Here is a 17,200-nt window from a genome sequence, read left to right as displayed (position 1 = left end):
AGGGACGGGCCGGACTGAGCGGGCTCCCCGTGACTAACCGGGCTCCTTGTGTCGTACGACGCTGTCGGGGCCCGGGGACATCACGGCTTCGTGTCCGTCGTCGGTGAAGCGGACGCGGTACGGGGGTGTTCCGTCCGGCCCGAGAACCTCGACGATCTCCGCAGTCCTGTCGTGGTGACCGACGGTCCTGCCGTGCACCAGCAATGTGTCGCCCACAGTCGCGTGCATCGAGTGACCTCCTCGCGACGGTTTGCCCTGATTGTCGTTCCGTATGGGGAGTCTACGTCCGTAGGTGTGGTCCGCGTCACCCGAGTTCGGGGTCCACGGCCTGTTGATCGTGCAACCAGCGTGGCACGCGCCACTGACAACCGGCCCGCCGCCCTGCCAAAGTTCGATCATGGACGAGACGACCACAGCCAAGGACGCGCGCCTCGACGCGTACGAGATCTCCACGGACGCCGCCCGCCTGGACCGGGCCCGCGTCCACCAGTGGCTCTCGACCGACGCGTACTGGGCCATCGGCCGCAGCCGCGACAAGCAGGACCGCGCCATCGACGGGTCGCTCAACTTCGGCGCGTACGACGCCGCTTCCGGCGAACTGGTCGCCTACGCCCGCGTCGTCACCGACCACGCGACGTTCGCCTGGCTCTGCGACGTCTACGTCGACCGCCCGGTGCGCGGCCAGGGCCTCGGCACCGCGCTGGTCGAGGCGGTCCGCGACCACTTCGCCCCGCTCGGCGTCAAGCGCGTCGTGCTGGCCACGCAGGACGCGCACGGCGTGTACGAGAAGGTCGGCTTCAAGCCGCTGGACGTGCCGGAGCACTGGATGGCACTCCCGTTCCCGTAGCCTCCCGGCCACCGGCTAGCCTGGGCGGCACAATGAACCGTTTGAGCACGTCATGGGGCGCCCGCGAACTCGCCCGCTTCCCCGAGGACCCGCGTGACCGGCTGCGCGCCTGGGACGCGGCCGACGAGTACCTGCTCCAGCACCTGGCGGAGTCCTCCGGGCCGCTCTCCGGCACCGTGGTCGCGGTCGGTGACCGGTGGGGCGCCCTGGTCACCTCGCTCGCCGGGCACGGCCCCGCCCGGCTCGTCCAGATCACCGACTCGTACCTCGCCCATGAGGCCACCCGGGCCAACCTCGCCCGCAACGGGGTCGACGAGACGTCCGTACAGCTCCTGACCACCAGGGACGCCCCGCCCGAGCGCGTCGACGTGCTGCTGGTACGCGTCCCCAAGAGCCTCGCGCTCCTGGAGGACCAGCTGCACCGCCTCGCCCCGGCCCTGCACGCCGGGACCGTCGTCGTCGGCACCGGCATGGTCAAGGAGATCCACACCTCCACGCTGAAGCTCTTCGAGCGGATCATCGGCCCGACGCGCACGTCCCTGGCAGTGAAGAAGGCCCGGCTCGTCTTCAGTACGCCGGACCCCTCCCTGCCGCGCACCACCAGCCCCTGGCCGCACCGCTACACTCTGCCCGACGACGCCCCCGGCCCCGTCGCCGGCCGGACCGTCGTCAACCACGCGGGCATCTTCTGCGCCGACCGCCTCGACATCGGTACCCGGTTCTTCCTCCAGCACCTGCCGCGCGGGCTCGGCAGCTCCCGGGTCGTCGACCTGGGCTGCGGCAACGGCGTGGTGGGCCTCGCCGTCGCGCTGGCCGACCCGGACGCGCGGCTGCTCTTCACCGACGAGTCGTACCAGGCCGTCGCCTCGGCCGAGGAGACGTTCCGGGCCAGTGCCCCGACCGGCAGCGAGGCGGAGTTCCTGGTCGGCGACGGACTCGCGGACGTACCCGCCGACTCCGTCGACCTGGTCCTCAACAACCCGCCCTTCCACAGCCACCAGGCGATGACCGACCTCACGGCCCGCCGGATGTTCTCCGGCGCCCGGCGCGCCCTGCGCGGCGGCGGCGAGCTGTGGGTCGTCGGCAACCGGCACCTCGGCCACCACCTGACACTGCGCCGGATCTTCGGCAACTGCGAGGTCGTCGCCGGCGGCCCGAAGTTCGTCGTCCTCCGGGCCGTCAAGAAGTAACCGTCAAGAAGAGCCGTCAAGAAGAGCCGTCAAGAAGTAGCCGTCAGGAAGTAGCCGTCTCCGCCGCCGGCAGCCGGGTCCCGCACCGCCCGCAGAACCGGACGTCCGACTCGGCGGACGCGAGCCGCCCGCACTCGGGGCACATCCGGTCGAGCAGGCAGGCCGCCTCGCCGGCCTCCTCGGCCCCGGGCGCCGTGGCCGGACGGATCGACAGCCCCGGCCTGCGGCGGTGCACGGTCAGGTACGTCAGCCCTTCCGGGCCCGCCACCACACCGCGCCGCGCCCCGCGCGGCAGCCACACCACGCACCCCGCGTCCAACGGCCGCTCCCCGTCCCCCGTGTCGAGCCGCCCGTCACCGTCCACCACGTACAGGAACACGTCCAGATCGGGCTCCACGTGCGCGGGGACCCGGGTGTCCGGCGTGACCCGGACCAGGTTGGCGTCCAACTGCCGCCCGTCGGCCGCGAGCCGCCACAGCGCCCCGCCCCGGTCGGCCGGCGCGCCCCGCATCAGCTCGCCCGCCCGGGCCAGCACCGCCGCGTCCCCGTTCCCCGTCACCCGTTCCTCCACGTACGCCCATGTGTGCCCCTGTGTGCCCGGCCGTGCCGGACCGTGCGGAAGCGGATGCTACCCGCCTGCGTACGCGGATCCGCGCGATCCAGGGGGCATCGCCGCCACCGCCGAGCTGCCCGGCGCGACGGTCCGGCGGATCCTCGGCACCGTACGCCTCATGTGACGCCTCAGGCGCCCGGCGCCGCCGTGAACACGAGCGAGGCGTTGTGGCCGCCGAAGCCGAACGCGTTCGTCAGCGCGGCATCGAGCGGGCCGCGCCGGGGCGCGCCCGTGACGACGTCCAGCTTCACCCGGGGATCGAGCCTGTCGAGGTTGCTCGTCGCGGGCACGACACCGTCCCGTACCGCCAGGATCGCCGCCAGCGCGCCGACCGCGCCCGCCGCGCCGAAGAGGTGGCCCGTCATCGACTTGGTCGCGGTGACGGACGGGTGCGTACCGATGGCCTCCGCGATCGACTCGGCCTCGGCCAGGTCACCCTTCGGTGTGGACGTGGCATGCGCGTGGACGTGCCCGATGTCGAGCGGCGACAGCCCCGCCGTGTCCAACGCCAGCCGCATGGCGCGCACTTGGCCTTCCGGGTGCGCGGCGGTGATGTGGTACGCGTCCGACGTCACGCCCGCCCCGGCGAGGGTCGCGTGGGCGCGGGCGGCCCGGGCGGCGGCGAACCCGGCGCGCTCCAGGACGACCAGGGCGGCGCCCTCGCCGATGACGAAGCCGTCGCGGTCGGCGTCGAAGGGGCGGGACGCCCGCTCGGGCTCGGCGTTGCGGGTGGAGTGCGCCCGGGCCTGGGCGAAACCGGCCAGCGGCAACGGGCAGACGCACGCCTCGGCGCCGCCCGCCACCACCACGTCCGCCCTGCCCAGCCGGATCAGGTCCAGGCCCATGGCGATCGCCTCGGCGCCCGACGCGCAGGCGCTGACCGGGGTGTGCGCGCCGGCCCGGGCGCCGAGCTCGATGCTCACCCAGGCTGCCGGGCCGTTCGCCATCAGCATCGGCACCGTGTGCGGGGACACCCGGCGCACCCCGGAGGTCTCCAGCACGTCGTCCTGACCGAGCATGGTCAGCGCACCCCCGGTGCCCGTGCCGATCACCACGGCCAGCCGCTCCGGATCGACCCCCGGCGCCCCGGCATCGGCCCACGCCTCCCGCGCCGCCACCAGCGCCACCTGCTCGCAGCGGTCCATCCGCCGCGCCCGCACCCGGTCCAGCACGCCCGCCGGCTCCACCGCGAGCCTCCCCGCGATCCGTACGGGCAACTCCGCCGCCCACTCCTCCTCGATCACCCCGATCCCCGACCGCCCGGCCAGCATCCCCTCCCACGTCGAGGCGACATCCCCACCGAGGGGCGTCGTGGCGCCGAGCCCGGTGACGACCACATCGTCCGTAGCGACACTCATCGAATGCACTCCCTTTGTCGTAGGCACACAACCTCCCGGACGACCAGTCGCATCCGGGAGATCGGCTCAACTCCCACCCTGCCAGGGGAATTGCCGTCGACCGGGTGCGGTGATCAACGGTGTCGGGCGCTGCGACTTTGTAGGGTTCATGAAGTGTACGGAGACACCAGGCCCGCCTCGTACGCGAGGATCACGAGCTGTACGCGGTCCCGGGCGCCCAGCTTGCTGAGCAGCCGCGCCACATGTGCCTTGGCGGTCGCCACGCTGATGAAGAGCTGCCCGGCGATCTCACCGTTGGACAGGCCCCGCCCCACGAGGGTCAGGACCTCGCGTTCCCGCTCGGTGATCCCTTCGAGCGGTCGGCGTCGTGCGGCGGGTTCGGGTGTCCCGGGACGGGCGGCGAACTCCTCGATCAGGCGCCGGGTGACGCTTGGCGCGATGAGGGCGTCCCCGGCGGCGACCACGCGGATCGCCGACAGGATGTCCTCCAGCGCCATGTCCTTGACGAGGAACCCGCTCGCGCCCGAGCGGAGCGCGGCGTACACGTACTCGTCGTCGTCGAACGTGGTGAGGATGAGCACCCGCGTCGCGCCGGAGTCGTCCGCCGTGATCAGCCGGGTGGCGTCGATGCCGTCCATGCCGGGCATACGGATGTCCATCACCGCCACGTCCGGGCGGGCGTCCCGCACCAGCCGGACCGCCTCGGCGCCCGTTCCGGCCTCTCCGACGACCACGATGTCGGGGGTGTCGGCCATCAGGACGCGCAGGCCGGTGCGGATCAGCGGCTGGTCGTCGGCGAGGACGACCCTCACGGTACGGGCGGTCATGGGACGTGGACTCCTTCGGTCAGGGGCGGCCCGGCCAGCGGCAGCCGGGCCGCCACGCGGAAGCCGCCTCCCGGACGCGGACCGGCACTGAATCCGCCGCCCAGCAGGCCCACTCGCTCCCGCATCCCGACGAGGCCGTATCCGGTGGCCGCGACGGGCCCGCCGCGCCCCTCGTCCTCGACCTCGATGCACAGTTCGCCCTGCCGCTGGTCGACGATGACGCGGCAGGTGCGGGTGCCCGCATGCCGTACGACGTTGGTGAGCGCCTCCTGGACGATCCGGAACGCGGCCAGGTCCACGTCCGCGGGCAGGGGCCGCCGCTCACCGCGCCACCGCACGTCGACCCGTACCCCGGCGTCCAGCGTCGAGACGGTCAGCCGGTCGAGGTCCGCCAGCCCTGGCGCGGGGTCGCACGGCGCGCCGACGGACTCTGCGCCGGACTCGGCCTCCCCGTCCGTACGCCGCAGCGCGCCCAGCGTGCGGCGCAGCCCGGCGAGGGTCTCCCTACTGGTGGCCTCGATCGTGGCGAGCGCGTTGCGCGCCTCGTCCGGCTGCGTGTCGATGACCCGTCTGCCCACGCCCGCCTGGATGGCGATGACGCCGATGCTGTGCGCGATCACGTCGTGCAACTCGCGGGCGATCCGCAGTCGTTCGGCCGCGACTGCCCGGGCCGCGGTCTGCGTGCGCAGCGCGGCCGCGTGCTCGCGCCGCTCACGTACCGAATGACCCGTCAGCCAGGCCGCGGCGACGGCGAGGACGAGGAGGACGGCGTTCATCGTGAACACGTCGGACCCCGACGTGTAGTACGAGGAGGAGCCCAGCTGCACGGCGAGCGCCATCGCGGCGGCGGCGATCCCGCTGCGGCGCGGGCGCGTGGCCACGACGTGGCCGACGGCGACGTCGGTCAGGAGAACCAGCAGATAGGCGATCTCCGGCGAGAGCCACGTGGTCGCCGCGGCGAACATCCCGCCGAGTATCAGGGCCAGAGCCGGCAGTGGCCGGCGTCGCAGCAGCGCGACGGGCAGCACCGTGACGGCGGCCGTCAGGCAGAACCGCAGGACGGTGGAGCGGTACGGCCCGGCCTGTACGGCGAACAACAGCGCGACGGGATACGCGAGGGCCCCGCACCACGCCAGGGCCGTCCACACGACCGGCCGCAGGCGCTCGCCCGGCGACGGGGGGCTTGGCGTGGTGCGTGGCGTGGTGGCGGCGGCTGACATGGCGCGATCGTAATCGGCCGCGTACGGCGGGACATTGGCCCACAGGCGTACGCCCGCAGGCCACCCGCGCCCCGGCGAGTGTGGCCTGCGGACCGATGCCCTGCCCCGGAGCCGCACGGCACCGTGGGCCGGGTGATCGAAGTCAACGAACTGACCAAGCGATACGGCGACACCACCGCCGTCAACGGCCTGACCTTCACCGTCCGCCCCGGCCATGTCACCGGCTTCCTCGGCCCCAACGGCGCCGGGAAGAGCACCACCCTGCGCATGCTGCTGGGCCTCGACACGCCCACCTCCGGAACCGCCACCATCGACGGCCGCCCCTTCCGCGACCACCCGCGCGGCCTGCGCCACGTCGGCGCGCTCCTCGACGCCCAGGACGTGCACGGCGGGCGCCGCGCCGCCGCGCACCTGACCGCCCTGGCCCGGAGCAACGGCATCCCGCGGCGCCGGGTGGACGAGGTCCTGGAGGAGGTGGGACTGGCGAGCGTGGCCCGACGCCGTATCGGCGGGTTCTCCCTCGGGATGCGGCAGCGGCTCGGTATCGCCGCCGCGCTTCTCGGTGATCCGCCAGTGCTGCTGTTCGACGAGCCGGTCAACGGCCTGGACCCGGGGGGCGTGCTGTGGGTGCGCGGCCTGTTCCGGCGGCTGGCGGCCGAGGGGCGGACCGTGTTCGTCTCCAGCCACCTGATGTCCGAGATGGAGAACACCGCCGAGCAGCTCGTCGTCATCGGCCGGGGCCGGCTGATCGCCGCCGAGAGCGTGACGGAGTTCGCGGCCCGCGGCACCGGTCGGAGCGTGACCGTCAGTACGCCCGACGTGTCCGGGCTGGCGGCCGTCCTGTCCTCCGAAGGCGCCTCGACCCACGCCCACGCCGACGCCCACGCCGACGGAACGCTCACGGTGACCGGCATGGACGCGGCCCGCGTCGGCGAACTCGCCGCCCAGCACCGCATCCCGCTGCTGGAGCTGTCCACCCGTACCTCTTCCCTCGAAGAGGCCTTCATGGAGCTCACCGCCGACAGCGTCGACCACCTCGCGGGAGGCCACTGATGACCGCCCGCTTCACCGACCTCCTCGCCGCCGAGTGGATCAAGCTGTGGTCGCTGCGGTCAACGCCCTGGGCCTTCTTGATCGGCGCCCTGGCCGTCGTCGGGATCAACGTCAACGGCTCCCTCGCCGACTACACCAACTATCCGGGCTACCCCCAGGGCATCAAGGACTTCTTCGTCCCGATGTGGTCGTTGCGGGACGCCTTCACCGTCGAGTCGTCCATGGTCCTGATGCTCGCCACCGGCAGCATCGGCGCCCTCGCCGTCATCAGCGAATACGGCACCGGACAGATCCGTACCACCTTCGCGGCCGTGCCCGCCCGGCGCTCGGTGGTGGCGGCCAAGCTGTCCGTGGTCACGGTGCTCATGACCCTCTACGGCGCGGTCGTCGCGGGAACGTCCTTCGGCGTGACCCAGGCGATCCTCGCCGGGCGAGGCGTCGGTGTGTCCCTCGGCCATCCGGGCGCGCTGCGCGTTGTCGTGGCGTCCGCCCTGCTCGCGCCGGTGTGCGCGCTCGCGGGCATGGGGCTCGGCTCGGTCATCCGGCACACGGCCGGGACGATCGTCGCGGTCACCGGCTTCCTCCTCCTGCTGCCGTCCCTCTTCACCGACCGCGACCACTGGACAGCCACCGTGCTCCACGCGCTGCCCCACGGCGCGTGGGACCGGCTGGTCGAGGCCGAGGTCGCCAACTGGCCGGGACCCCCGGCCGCGTACCCGTCCTCGATCGCCGGGTCGTGGGTCGTGTACGCGGTGTGGGCGGTGGTCGCGGCGGTGGTCGCCGTGGTCGTGATCGACGTTCGGGACTGCGACTGAGCGTGGCACTCGGCCTGGTCGGCCACGTACCACGCTCGGTGACTCAGTCGCGGAGGGCGTCGGCGGTGGGGACGACAGTGCCGAAGAGGTCGGTGATGGTGGTCAGAGCGGCGGTCTGGAGGGTGGCGGCGGGCAGGACGGTTCCGTCCGGTGGGGAAGCGCTTGACCACGACCGGTTCGCCGGCCACGGGCGGCCTGGCCAGTTGTCCAGGCCGATCACGTCGCGCAAGGTCGGGGACGGGAGGGTCGTACTCATGAGGCACCTTTTTCGTCGATCGGGCATGGCGAAGCCGCGCGGCCTCGCAGAGTGGAGCGTCAGGTGGTGCGGGTACCGATGCGGAAGCGGCGGCGGTAGGCGGCGGGGGTGGTGGACGGAAATTCGGCCAGCTTTGCATAAAAGTGCGAGGGTGCGTATAGTCATGCCATCGACGAGGAGGGTCCGATGGCAGTACGAGCAGCAGTGGCAGGCGCGAGCGGATACGCGGGCGGAGAGGTGCTCCGTCTGCTCCTCGGCCATCCGCGGGTCGAGATCGGCGCCCTGACCGGCCACTCCAACGCCGGGCAGGCGTTCGGCACGCTGCAGCCGCACCTGCTGCCGCTCGCCGACCGGGTCCTGGAGCCGACCACCCCCGAGGTCCTCGCCGGGCACGACGTCGTCTTCCTCGCCCTGCCGCACGGCCAGTCCGCCGCCGTCGCCGAGCAGCTCGGCGACGACGTCCTCGTCGTCGACATGGGCGCCGACTTCCGGCTGAGGGACGCCGCCGACTGGGAGAGGTTCTACGGCTCCGCGCACGCCGGCACCTGGCCCTACGGCCTCCCCGAGCTGCCGGGCGCCCGCGCCGCGCTGGAGGGGTCCAAGCGCATCGCGGTGCCCGGCTGCTACCCCACCGCCGTGTCGCTCGCGCTCTTCCCCGCGTACGCCGGCGGCCTCGCCGAGCCGGAGGCGGTGATCGTCGCCGCCACCGGCACCTCCGGCGCGGGCAAGGCGCTCAAGCCGCACCTGCTCGGCTCCGAGGTGATGGGCTCCATGAGCCCGTACGGCGTCGGCGGCGGCCACCGCCACACCCCCGAGATGATGCAGAACCTCGGCGCAGTGGCGGGGGAGAAGGTCACCGTCTCCTTCACGCCCACCCTCGCCCCCATGGCGCGCGGCATCCTCGCCACCTGCAGCGCCAAGGCCAGGCCGGGCACCACGGCCGAGGACGTCCGGGCCGCCTACGCCAAGGCGTACGACGGCGAGCCGTTCGTCCACCTCCTCCCCGAGGGACAGTGGCCGGCGACTGCGTCCGTCTACGGTTCCAACGCCGTTCAGGTGCAGGTCGCGTACGACGCGGTGGCGGGCCGCATCATCGCCATCAGCGCCATCGACAACCTCACCAAGGGCACCGCCGGTGGCGCGGTGCAGAGCATGAACATCGCCCTCGGGCTCCCCGAGGACACGGGTCTTTCCACGATCGGAGTCGCACCGTGAGTGTCACGGCAGCAAAGGGATTCACGGCCGCGGGCATCGCCGCCGGGATCAAGGCGAACGGCAACCCGGACCTGGCCCTCGTGGTCAACACCGGCCCCCGCCGCGCCGCCGCGGGCGTCTTCACCTCCAACCGCGTCAAGGCCGCGCCCGTCCTGTGGTCCGAGCAGGTCCTGAAGACCGGCGAGCTGCGGGCCGTCGTCCTCAACTCCGGCGGCGCCAACGCCTGCACCGGGCCCAAGGGCTTCCAGGACACCCACGCCACCGCCGAGAAGGTGGCGGAGGTCCTGGAGATCGGCGCGGGCGAGGTCGCCGTCGCGTCCACCGGACTCATCGGCATCCTGCTCCCCATGGACAAGGTGCTCCCCGGCGTCGAGAAGGCCGCCAAGGAGCTCTCCGAGCACGGCGGCGAGAAGGCCGCCATCGCCATCAAGACCACCGACACCGTCCACAAGACGTCCGTCGTCACCAAGGACGGCTGGACCGTCGGCGGCATGGCCAAGGGCGCGGGCATGCTCGCCCCCGGCCTCGCCACCATGCTCGTCGTCCTCACCACCGACGCGGACGTCGACGCCCCGACCCTCGACAAGGCGCTGCGCGACGCCACCCGCGTCACCTTCGACCGGGTCGACTCCGACGGCTGCATGTCCACCAACGACACCGTCCTGCTCCTCGCCTCCGGCGCCTCGGGCACGACCCCCGCGTACGACGACTTCTCGGAAGCCGTACGCCAGGTCTGCGACGACCTCGGCCGCCAGCTCATCGGCGACGCCGAAGGCGCGTCCAAGGACATCCGCGTCGAGGTCGTCAACGCGGCCTCCGAGGACGACGCCGTCGAGGTGGGGCGCTCGATCGCCCGCAACAACCTCCTCAAGTGCGCCATCCACGGCGAGGACCCCAACTGGGGCCGCGTCCTGTCCGCCATCGGCACCACCAAGGCCGCCTTCGAGCCCGACCGGCTGAACGTCGCCATCAACGGCGTCTGGGTCTGCAAGAACGGTTCCGTCGGCGAGGACCGCGACCTCGTCGACATGCGGTACCGGGAAGTGACGATCACCGCCGACCTCGCCGCCGGGTCCGAGTCCGCCGTCATCTGGACCAACGACCTCACCGCCGACTACGTCCACGAGAACAGCGCGTACAGCTCATGAGCACGACACGGAAGCACACCGCACTGCCCAAGGCGCAGATCCTCATCGAGGCGCTGCCCTGGCTGACCCGCCATCACGGCAAGACCGTCGTCATCAAGTTCGGCGGCAACGCCATGGTGGACGAGGAGCTGAAGGCCGCCTTCGCCCAGGACGTCGTCTTCCTCCGCCACGCCGGCCTCAAGCCGGTCGTCGTGCACGGCGGCGGCCCGCAGATCAGCGCCCAGCTCGACAAGCAGGGCCTGGTCAGCGAGTTCAAGGCGGGCCTGCGCGTCACCACTCCCGAGGCGATGGACGTCGTACGGATGGTGCTCGCCGGACAGGTCCAGCGCGAGCTCGTGGGGCTGCTCAACCAGCACGGGCCGTTCGCCGTCGGCATGACCGGCGAGGACGCCCACACCATCACCGCCACCAAGCACCGGCCGCGCATCGAGGGCGAGCTCGTCGACATCGGCCGGGTCGGCGAGATCACCGGGATCGACACCGGTGCCATCGAGGCACTGCTGGACAACGGCCGCATCCCGGTCGTCTCCTCGATCGCCCGTTCCCAGGACGACGGACATGTCTACAACGTCAATGCTGATACGGCGGCTGCGGCACTCGCTGCGGCGCTGGGTGCCGAGACCCTGATGGTCCTGACCGACGTCGAGGGCCTCTACGAGGACTGGCCCCACAGCGACGAGGTCATCAGCCGGCTCACCGCCACCGAGCTGGAGAAGCTGCTGCCCGAGCTCTCCAGCGGCATGGTCCCCAAGATGGAGGGCTGCCTGCACGCCGTACGCAACGGCGTCACCACCGCCCGCGTCATCGACGGGCGGGTGCAGCACTCCATCCTGCTGGAGATCTTCACCGACGAGGGCATCGGCACGATGGTCGTGCCGGACGGACAGGGGGAATCGTGACCGGGAACGAGCACCTGACCCAGCGCTGGCAGGGCGCGCTGATGGACAACTACGGCACGCCCCGGCTCCCGCTCGTACGCGGTGAGGGCGCCAAGGTGTGGGACGCGGACGGCACCGAGTACGTCGACTTCGTCGGCGGCATCGCCGTCAACGCCCTCGGCCACGCGCACCCCGCCGTCGTCGAGGCGGTGTCGCGGCAGATCGCCTCCCTCGGCCACGTCTCCAACCTCTTCGTCGCCGAACCGCCCGTCGCGCTCGCCGAACGGCTCCTCCAGCTCCTCGGCCGCCCCGGACGGGTCTTCTTCTGCAACTCCGGCGCCGAGGCCAACGAGGCAGCCTTCAAGATCGGGCGGCTGACCGGCCGGACCCACATGGTCGCCACGAGCGGCGGCTTCCACGGCCGGACGATGGGCGCGCTGGCGCTCACCGGCCAGCCCGGCAAGCAGGAGCCGTTCCTGCCCCTGCCGGGGGACGTCACACACGTACCGTACGGAGACGTCGACGCGCTGCGCGAGGCTGTCTCGGAGAGCACCGCTCTTGTCATCATCGAACCCATCCAGGGCGAGAACGGTGTCGTCGTCCCGCCGCCCGGCTACCTGAAGGCCGCCCGCGAGATCACCCGCGCCACCGGCACACTGCTCGTCCTGGACGAGGTGCAGACCGGCATCGGCCGGTGCGGCCACTGGTTCGAGCACCAGGCGCACGGCGTCGAGCCGGACATCGTCACCCTCGCCAAGGGCCTCGGCGGCGGCCTGCCCATCGGCGCGACCGTCGCCTTCGGCCCGGCGGCCGAGCTGCTGAAGCCCGGCCACCACGGCACCACCTTCGGCGGCAACCCCGTCGCGTGCGCCGCCGGGCTCGCCGTACTCGACACCCTCGGTGCCGGTTCGGCGCTCGACCAGGTCAAGCGCCTCGGCGAGAAGCTGCGCGACGGAATCGAGGCCCTGGGCCACCCGCTGGTCTCCCACGTCCGCGGTGCGGGCCTGCTGCTGGGTATCGTGCTCACCGAGCCCCTCGCGCCCCAGGTGCAGCAGGCGGCTCAGGACGCCGGCCTCCTGGTGAACGTGCCCGCTCCCGATGTCGTACGGCTCATGCCGCCGCTGATCATCGGTGACGACGAAGTGGACGCCTTCCTCCGGGCCCTGCCCGGCGTCCTCAGCAGCGTGCACGGGGAAGGACGATCCGGAGAATGAGACGACGATGACCGACGCGCAGGACATTGAGCACGGCGGGCCGTCCGTTCCGCAGACCCGCACCGCACGCCACCGCCGGATCGTGGACATCCTCAACCGGCAGCCGGTGCGATCCCAGAGCCAGCTGGCGAAGCTCCTCGCCGACGACGGGCTGAGCGTCACCCAGGCGACGCTCTCCCGGGACCTCGACGAGCTGGGCGCGGTGAAGATCCGCAACACGGGCGGCGAACTGATCTACGCGGTGCCCAGCGAGGGCGGTTTCCGCACCCCGCAGGCCCCGCTCGGCGAGTCGGCCAAGGAGGAGCGGATGCGGCGCCTCTCGGGCGAGCTGCTGATCTCCGCCGAGGCCTCCGCCAACCTGGTGGTCCTGCGTACGCCGCCGGGCGCCGCCCAGTTCCTCGCCTCGGCCATCGACCAGGCCGAACTGCACGCCATCCTCGGCACCATCGCCGGCGACGACACGCTGCTGCTGATCTCCCGCGACCCGGCCGGCGGCCAGGCGCTCGCGGACCACTTGCTGCGGCTGGCGCAGAAGGAGCGGTAGCCGCGGCAGCCACGGCGCGGAGCGCCGCGTGAAGGTGGGGCGCCGCCCTACCGGCTGAGCGCCGCTCCCTTGCGAGAGCGGCGCTCTCCTCACGGCGCGGCGCTCTCTCGCGCTCCGGTCCGGACGATCGCCGTCCGGCCGCCCCCGCTCGTACCGATCGCGATGTGCGGTCGGCGCGCCGGTTCCGCCCACGCCAGGATCCGCCGCATCGCGCCCGCCGGCACGGCCACACAACCGGCCGTCGGCCCACGCCCCTTGACGTGCAGGAAGATGCCCGCGCCGCGCCCGCGTACCGGGCGCTCGTAGTTGAACCCGATCACCAGCGCGTGTGCGTACCGCCTCCCGTAAGAGATGAGGTGCTCCGCCTCCGCCGCCCGGCAGTGGGCCGGCAGCCCCTCCACCCAGCGGTTGTACGCGCGCGAGCGGTTGTCCTGGCACCACCAGGAATCCCGCGTCACCCGGCGGTACGGGAACGCCGTGCCCGGCGGGGCGGTCTCGATGCCGAAGGCGTACGGGAAGGGGTAGAGGCCCGTCGGTGTGGTCGACGTGCCCTGGCGGCGCCGCGCCCCCTCCACCAGGCCGTTCGCGCCGAACCGCGCCTGCGCCGACCCCACCCGCACCCACCGCCCGCCGCGCCGGTCCCACCACGTCACCGTCCCGGTGGTGGACCGGGCGTGCGGGGCTTCGGCCGTGATCAGCTGCGTACCGCCGCCCGTGTCCGCCATCCGCGCGGGCAGCGGTTCACGGTCCACGGGCGCGGCGGGGGCCAGCAGGAGCACGGACGCGAGGACGAGAGCGAGGCGCATGACCCGGACCGTATGCGCACCGTGCGGCGGCCGCTCCTCGAACGCGGCCGAACGGCTGGGCCGGACAGGGCTCTAGGGCACGTCCGTACGCGCCGGCAGCGGCAGCGGGAGGGCCGGCAACCCGTCCAGGCTCACCCCGAGGTGCTCCTTCTTCTCGCAGTACGCCGCGAACTCCTCGTCCGTCTTGCGGGCGAAGTGCTCGGCGTGCTGGGTGCGCTCCTCGCGGTAGTCCATGAACGGCACGGCGAAGCCGCACGAGTCACTGACCCGCTGGGCGTGGACCACGACGATGGCGCGGGCCGCCGGGCCGTCGGCCTCCTTGAAGTACGGGATGTACTCCGCCCAGCGTGGGTCGTCCCGGAAGACGGCCTCGCCCTTCCCGTGCACGCGCAGCACCTTCGGGGGGCCGCTGAAGGCGCACCACATGAGGGTGATCCGGCCGTTGCCCTGCTCGCGCAGGTGGGCGAGGGTCTCGGCGGTACTGCCGCCGAAGTCGAGGTAGGCCAGAGTCAGTTCGTCGAGGACGACGAGCGTGCCCTTGCGGCCCTTGGGGGAGAGGTTGACGTGCCCGTCGCCCGTCAGCGGGGCGGTGGCGGTGAAGAAGACCGGCTGCTGCTCGATGAAGTCCCGTATCCGGCCGTCGATGCGTTCGTATCTTTTTCCCATGGGCGCATTATCGTCCGGCCGGTTGCGCGTCCGACAAAAGACGGTAGTGGCCGCTGGTGTCCAGCAGTTCGTCATGGCTGCCGGTGGCGACGACGCGCCCCCCGTCCAGGACGACGATCAGGTCCGCCGCGCGGATCGTCGAGAACCGGTGGGCGATGACCAGCAGCGCGCACTCGGCCGTGGTGTGCCGGATCGACCGGCGCAGCGCCTCCTCGTTGGCCGCGTCCAGGTGCGCCGTCGGCTCGTCGAGCAGCAGCAGCTCGGGCCGGGCCAGCAGGGACCGGGCGATCGCGATCCGCTGGCGTTCGCCGCCGGACAGCGACATGCCGTGCTCACCGGCGTCGGTGTCCAGGCCGCGCGGCAACCGGGACACCAGGTCGGTGAGATGCGCCAGTTCGAGCACCCGCTCCAGCTCCTCCGGCCCGGCGTCGGGGGCGGCGTACATCAGGTTCTCCCGCAGCGTCCCGTACATCACCGGGGCGTGCTGCTCCACCAGGCCGATACGGGCGCGGTGCTCGGCGCGGCCGAGCGCGGCGACGTCCTGGCCGTCGAAGAGGATACGGCCGCGATCCGGGTCGTAGAAGCGCTCGATGAGCGCGAAGACGGTCGACTTGCCGACGCCGGAGTTGCCGACCAGCGCGACATGGGACCTCGGCGGCACCTCGAAACTCACCCCCCGAAGGACGGGGCGGTGCGGCTCGTAGCCGAACCACACGTCACGGAACTCCAGCACCGGCGCGCGCGGCGGCCCGGACACCGCCCGGGGGACCGGCTCGCGAACGGTGTCCTGCTCGGTGGGCATGGCCATCACGTCCGTGACCCGGCGGTACGCCCCCACGCCCTGCTCCATGGTGCTGAGGGACTGGAACAGCATGCCGATCGGCCCCACCAGATAGATCATGTACAGCAGGAACGCGGCGAGATCGGCCAGCGAGCCCTGCCGGTCGGCGACGCGCAGACCGCCGACGAGCAGCACGACGATGAACGACCCCTTGACGGCCAGCTCGATCGCCGGTGCCACCACCGCGTCGAGCTTCGCCATCCGTATGCTCCCCGCGTACGCCGACCGGGCCCGATCGGCGATGCGGTCCGTCTCGCGCTGCTCGGCGCGGCTGGCCCGGACGGTACGGATGGCGGAGAGCGCGCGCTCCAGATCGGCGGTCATCGCACCCGTCTCCCGCTGGGTGACCACCGAGGCGGCCTCGATGCCGCGCAGGACCGAGCCCACGACCACCGAGGCGACCGCCACCAGGGCCAGCACGACGAGGAACAGCAGCCAGTCGAGCCACAGCATCAGCGCCACGACGCCGGCCAGCGCGATGCCGCCGGTCACCGCGTCCGTGAAGCCCTCGGCGATGAGCAGCCGCAGGGTGGTGCTGTCGGTGCCGGCGCGCGAGATCAGGTCGCCGATGCGCTGCCGGTCGTACACGGCCATCGGCAGCCGCAGCACATGCCGGACGAGGCGGAGCCGGATACCCAGCACGATGCCTTCGCCCGTGCGGGCCACGACGTACTGGGCGAGGCCCTGTACCAGCACCTGTGCGACGAAGAAGACGACCAGCAGCGCGATGACCGGCCCGACCGCGCTCCCGGACGAGGTCGACTCGATCACCTTCTTCACCAGCAGGGGCTGGGCCAGGCTCAGTGCCGAAGCGCTCAGCGTCAGCAGCACGGCGAGGCCGACCCACCGCCGGTGTCCGTACAGCAGACGCAGGACGCCCCGGAGGCCGATCCGGCGACGCCCGCCGGCCGCTCGGGGGCTCACCGGTCGGCACTCACGGCGGGCACGGTGAGGAGCGGGCGGAAGTAGTCGGGTGGATAGTCCTCGCCCACCGGCACCCCCTCCGCCTCCACCCAGGCGTGCGCGCCGAAGGGCGGCAGGCGCCGCGCGCCCACGCACCACGTCGGCCACTGGCCGTGCAGCCGGCACAGCAGCGTGGTGGCCAGGGACCGGGGCAGGCACCCTTCCCGGCCGCCGCAGGCCAGGCTGACCGCGACCACGGCGTCCCGGGCGGCCCGGGTCTGTTCGACGGTGGCCGGGCGGGCGCCGCGGCGGAGCCGGTCCAGTACGGCACGGATGTGACGGGGACGCCGGGTGGCGAGGAGCCGCGCGACGCCCACGACGAGCCGGACCAGGATCCGGCGCCGCAGGGGCACCGAACGCGGGCGGTGGAAAATGGCTTCCGGCGTACTCATCGGCTTTTCTTCCTCACCGGCTTTTCTTCTCCGGCCGCCACCGGCGTATGCCGTGCCGTACGAGCGGGCGTCCGGTGTCCTCCTCCGCCAGGCCCGCCGCGCTCAATTCACCGACCAGTTCCTGGACGTCCCGGTGTGCGGTGTCCTTCTCGACCGCGTACTCCTGGGTGAGCGTTCGTACGGCGTCGTCGGCGCTGCCGCCGTCCAGCAGCGTCCGCAGAATGAGGGCGGCGCTCGGATTGAGCGTCCAATACTGGTCGCGGTCCTCATCGAGGAGTGCGATTCCGTACTCCGTCTCGACCGTGAACACACCGTCGCGCAAAGTGAACGTCATGACCATCTCCACATCGACCG

20 protein-coding genes are annotated in these 17,200 nt (G+C 72.4%); 9 read left to right on the top strand and 11 right to left on the bottom strand.

Going from position 1 to position 17,200, the window contains the following annotated elements; genetic code table 11:
• Window positions 1-33 precede the first annotated feature (33 nt).
• Complete coding sequence (locus AMK26_RS29595) at window positions 34-228, bottom strand: DUF1918 domain-containing protein (protein WP_073758233.1); 195 nt, start codon at window positions 226-228, stop codon at window positions 34-36.
• Between the two features lie 169 nt (window positions 229-397).
• Here AMK26_RS29595 and AMK26_RS29590 point away from each other — a divergent pair, with 169 nt between their 5' ends.
• Together AMK26_RS29590 and AMK26_RS29585 are read left to right on the top strand one after the other, a co-directional pair.
• The gene (locus tag AMK26_RS29590) at window positions 398-847 is read left to right on the top strand and encodes a GNAT family N-acetyltransferase (protein ID WP_073758231.1); all 450 of its coding nucleotides are present in this window, start codon (window positions 398-400) and stop codon (window positions 845-847) included.
• A 32-nt stretch (window positions 848-879) separates the two neighbouring features.
• Window positions 880-2,037 (top strand): methyltransferase, encoded by a 1,158-nt coding sequence (locus AMK26_RS29585; protein ID WP_073758229.1) that lies wholly within the window; start codon window positions 880-882, stop codon window positions 2,035-2,037.
• 43 nt (window positions 2,038-2,080) lie between these two features.
• Here AMK26_RS29585 and AMK26_RS29580 read toward each other — a convergent pair whose 3' ends face one another.
• From AMK26_RS29580 to AMK26_RS29565, 4 genes are all read right to left on the bottom strand, one after another.
• Entirely contained in the window at window positions 2,081-2,548 is a 468-nt protein-coding gene (locus AMK26_RS29580) for a cupin domain-containing protein (protein ID WP_073758667.1), read from the bottom strand.
• 230 nt (window positions 2,549-2,778) lie between these two features.
• A complete protein-coding gene (locus tag AMK26_RS29575; protein WP_073758227.1) occupies window positions 2,779-4,008 on the bottom strand; it encodes a beta-ketoacyl-[acyl-carrier-protein] synthase family protein in 1,230 nt (409 codons plus the stop codon).
• 146 nt (window positions 4,009-4,154) lie between these two features.
• Window positions 4,155-4,835 (bottom strand): response regulator, encoded by a 681-nt coding sequence (locus AMK26_RS29570; protein WP_073758225.1) that lies wholly within the window; start codon window positions 4,833-4,835, stop codon window positions 4,155-4,157.
• Complete coding sequence (locus AMK26_RS29565) at window positions 4,832-6,055, bottom strand: sensor histidine kinase (RefSeq protein WP_079277868.1); 1,224 nt, start codon at window positions 6,053-6,055, stop codon at window positions 4,832-4,834. The genes AMK26_RS29570 and AMK26_RS29565 overlap by 4 nt, the downstream gene beginning before the upstream one ends.
• 132 nt (window positions 6,056-6,187) lie before the next feature.
• Between AMK26_RS29565 and AMK26_RS29560 the strand changes: the two genes are divergently transcribed.
• Together AMK26_RS29560 and AMK26_RS29555 are read left to right on the top strand one after the other, a co-directional pair.
• Window positions 6,188-7,108 carry an ATP-binding cassette domain-containing protein gene (locus AMK26_RS29560; RefSeq protein WP_198944194.1) on the top strand — a complete coding sequence of 307 codons (921 nt, stop codon included), beginning with the start codon at window positions 6,188-6,190 and terminating at the stop codon, window positions 7,106-7,108.
• Window positions 7,108-7,923 (top strand): ABC transporter permease, encoded by an 816-nt coding sequence (locus AMK26_RS29555; protein ID WP_073758221.1) that lies wholly within the window; start codon window positions 7,108-7,110, stop codon window positions 7,921-7,923. The genes AMK26_RS29560 and AMK26_RS29555 overlap by 1 nt, the downstream gene beginning before the upstream one ends.
• A 43-nt stretch (window positions 7,924-7,966) precedes the next feature.
• Here AMK26_RS29555 and AMK26_RS38440 read toward each other — a convergent pair whose 3' ends face one another.
• On the bottom strand, window positions 7,967-8,179 hold the full coding sequence (locus AMK26_RS38440) for a hypothetical protein (RefSeq protein ID WP_073758219.1): 213 nt from the start codon (window positions 8,177-8,179) through the stop codon (window positions 7,967-7,969).
• A gap of 186 nt (window positions 8,180-8,365) precedes the next feature.
• Here AMK26_RS38440 and argC point away from each other — a divergent pair, with 186 nt between their 5' ends.
• From argC to AMK26_RS29525, 5 genes are read left to right on the top strand one after another with little or no spacing between them, the layout of a single operon-like run.
• Window positions 8,366-9,394: an N-acetyl-gamma-glutamyl-phosphate reductase gene (gene argC / locus AMK26_RS29545; RefSeq protein WP_073758217.1), complete on the top strand. Its 1,029-nt coding sequence runs from the start codon at window positions 8,366-8,368 to the stop codon at window positions 9,392-9,394.
• On the top strand, window positions 9,391-10,542 hold the full coding sequence (gene argJ, locus AMK26_RS29540) for a bifunctional glutamate N-acetyltransferase/amino-acid acetyltransferase ArgJ (RefSeq protein ID WP_073758215.1): 1,152 nt from the start codon (window positions 9,391-9,393) through the stop codon (window positions 10,540-10,542). The genes argC and argJ overlap by 4 nt, the downstream gene beginning before the upstream one ends.
• A complete protein-coding gene (gene argB / locus AMK26_RS29535; RefSeq protein ID WP_073758213.1) occupies window positions 10,539-11,441 on the top strand; it encodes an acetylglutamate kinase in 903 nt (300 codons plus the stop codon). Before argJ ends, argB begins: the two co-directional genes overlap by 4 nt.
• Window positions 11,438-12,634, top strand: coding sequence for an acetylornithine transaminase (locus AMK26_RS29530; protein WP_073758211.1), 1,197 nt, complete (start codon window positions 11,438-11,440; stop codon window positions 12,632-12,634). The genes argB and AMK26_RS29530 overlap by 4 nt, the downstream gene beginning before the upstream one ends.
• A 7-nt stretch (window positions 12,635-12,641) precedes the next feature.
• Window positions 12,642-13,178 carry an arginine repressor gene (locus tag AMK26_RS29525; RefSeq protein ID WP_073758209.1) on the top strand — a complete coding sequence of 179 codons (537 nt, stop codon included), beginning with the start codon at window positions 12,642-12,644 and terminating at the stop codon, window positions 13,176-13,178.
• A gap of 89 nt (window positions 13,179-13,267) precedes the next feature.
• Here AMK26_RS29525 and AMK26_RS29520 read toward each other — a convergent pair whose 3' ends face one another.
• The 5 genes from AMK26_RS29520 to AMK26_RS29500 all read right to left on the bottom strand — a co-directional run bounded on the left by AMK26_RS29520 (window position 13,268) and on the right by AMK26_RS29500 (window position 17,180).
• Window positions 13,268-13,984 (bottom strand): L,D-transpeptidase family protein, encoded by a 717-nt coding sequence (locus tag AMK26_RS29520; protein WP_073758207.1) that lies wholly within the window; start codon window positions 13,982-13,984, stop codon window positions 13,268-13,270.
• 72 nt (window positions 13,985-14,056) lie between these two features.
• Window positions 14,057-14,650 carry a pyridoxamine 5'-phosphate oxidase family protein gene (locus tag AMK26_RS29515; protein ID WP_073758205.1) on the bottom strand — a complete coding sequence of 198 codons (594 nt, stop codon included), beginning with the start codon at window positions 14,648-14,650 and terminating at the stop codon, window positions 14,057-14,059.
• Between the two features lie 7 nt (window positions 14,651-14,657).
• Window positions 14,658-16,415 carry an ABC transporter ATP-binding protein gene (locus AMK26_RS29510; protein WP_073758203.1) on the bottom strand — a complete coding sequence of 586 codons (1,758 nt, stop codon included), beginning with the start codon at window positions 16,413-16,415 and terminating at the stop codon, window positions 14,658-14,660.
• Entirely contained in the window at window positions 16,412-16,846 is a 435-nt protein-coding gene (locus tag AMK26_RS29505; RefSeq protein ID WP_073758201.1) for a lasso peptide biosynthesis B2 protein, read from the bottom strand. Before AMK26_RS29505 ends, AMK26_RS29510 begins: the two co-directional genes overlap by 4 nt.
• Before the next feature lie 13 nt (window positions 16,847-16,859).
• Window positions 16,860-17,180 carry a lasso peptide biosynthesis PqqD family chaperone gene (locus tag AMK26_RS29500; RefSeq protein ID WP_073758199.1) on the bottom strand — a complete coding sequence of 107 codons (321 nt, stop codon included), beginning with the start codon at window positions 17,178-17,180 and terminating at the stop codon, window positions 16,860-16,862.
• Between the last annotated feature and the right edge of the window lie 20 nt (window positions 17,181-17,200).

This window comes from Streptomyces sp. CB03234, from assembly GCF_001905885.1.
GTDB lineage: Bacteria > Actinomycetota > Actinomycetes > Streptomycetales > Streptomycetaceae > Streptomyces.
This window is presented reverse-complemented; position numbering and strand designations above follow the sequence as displayed.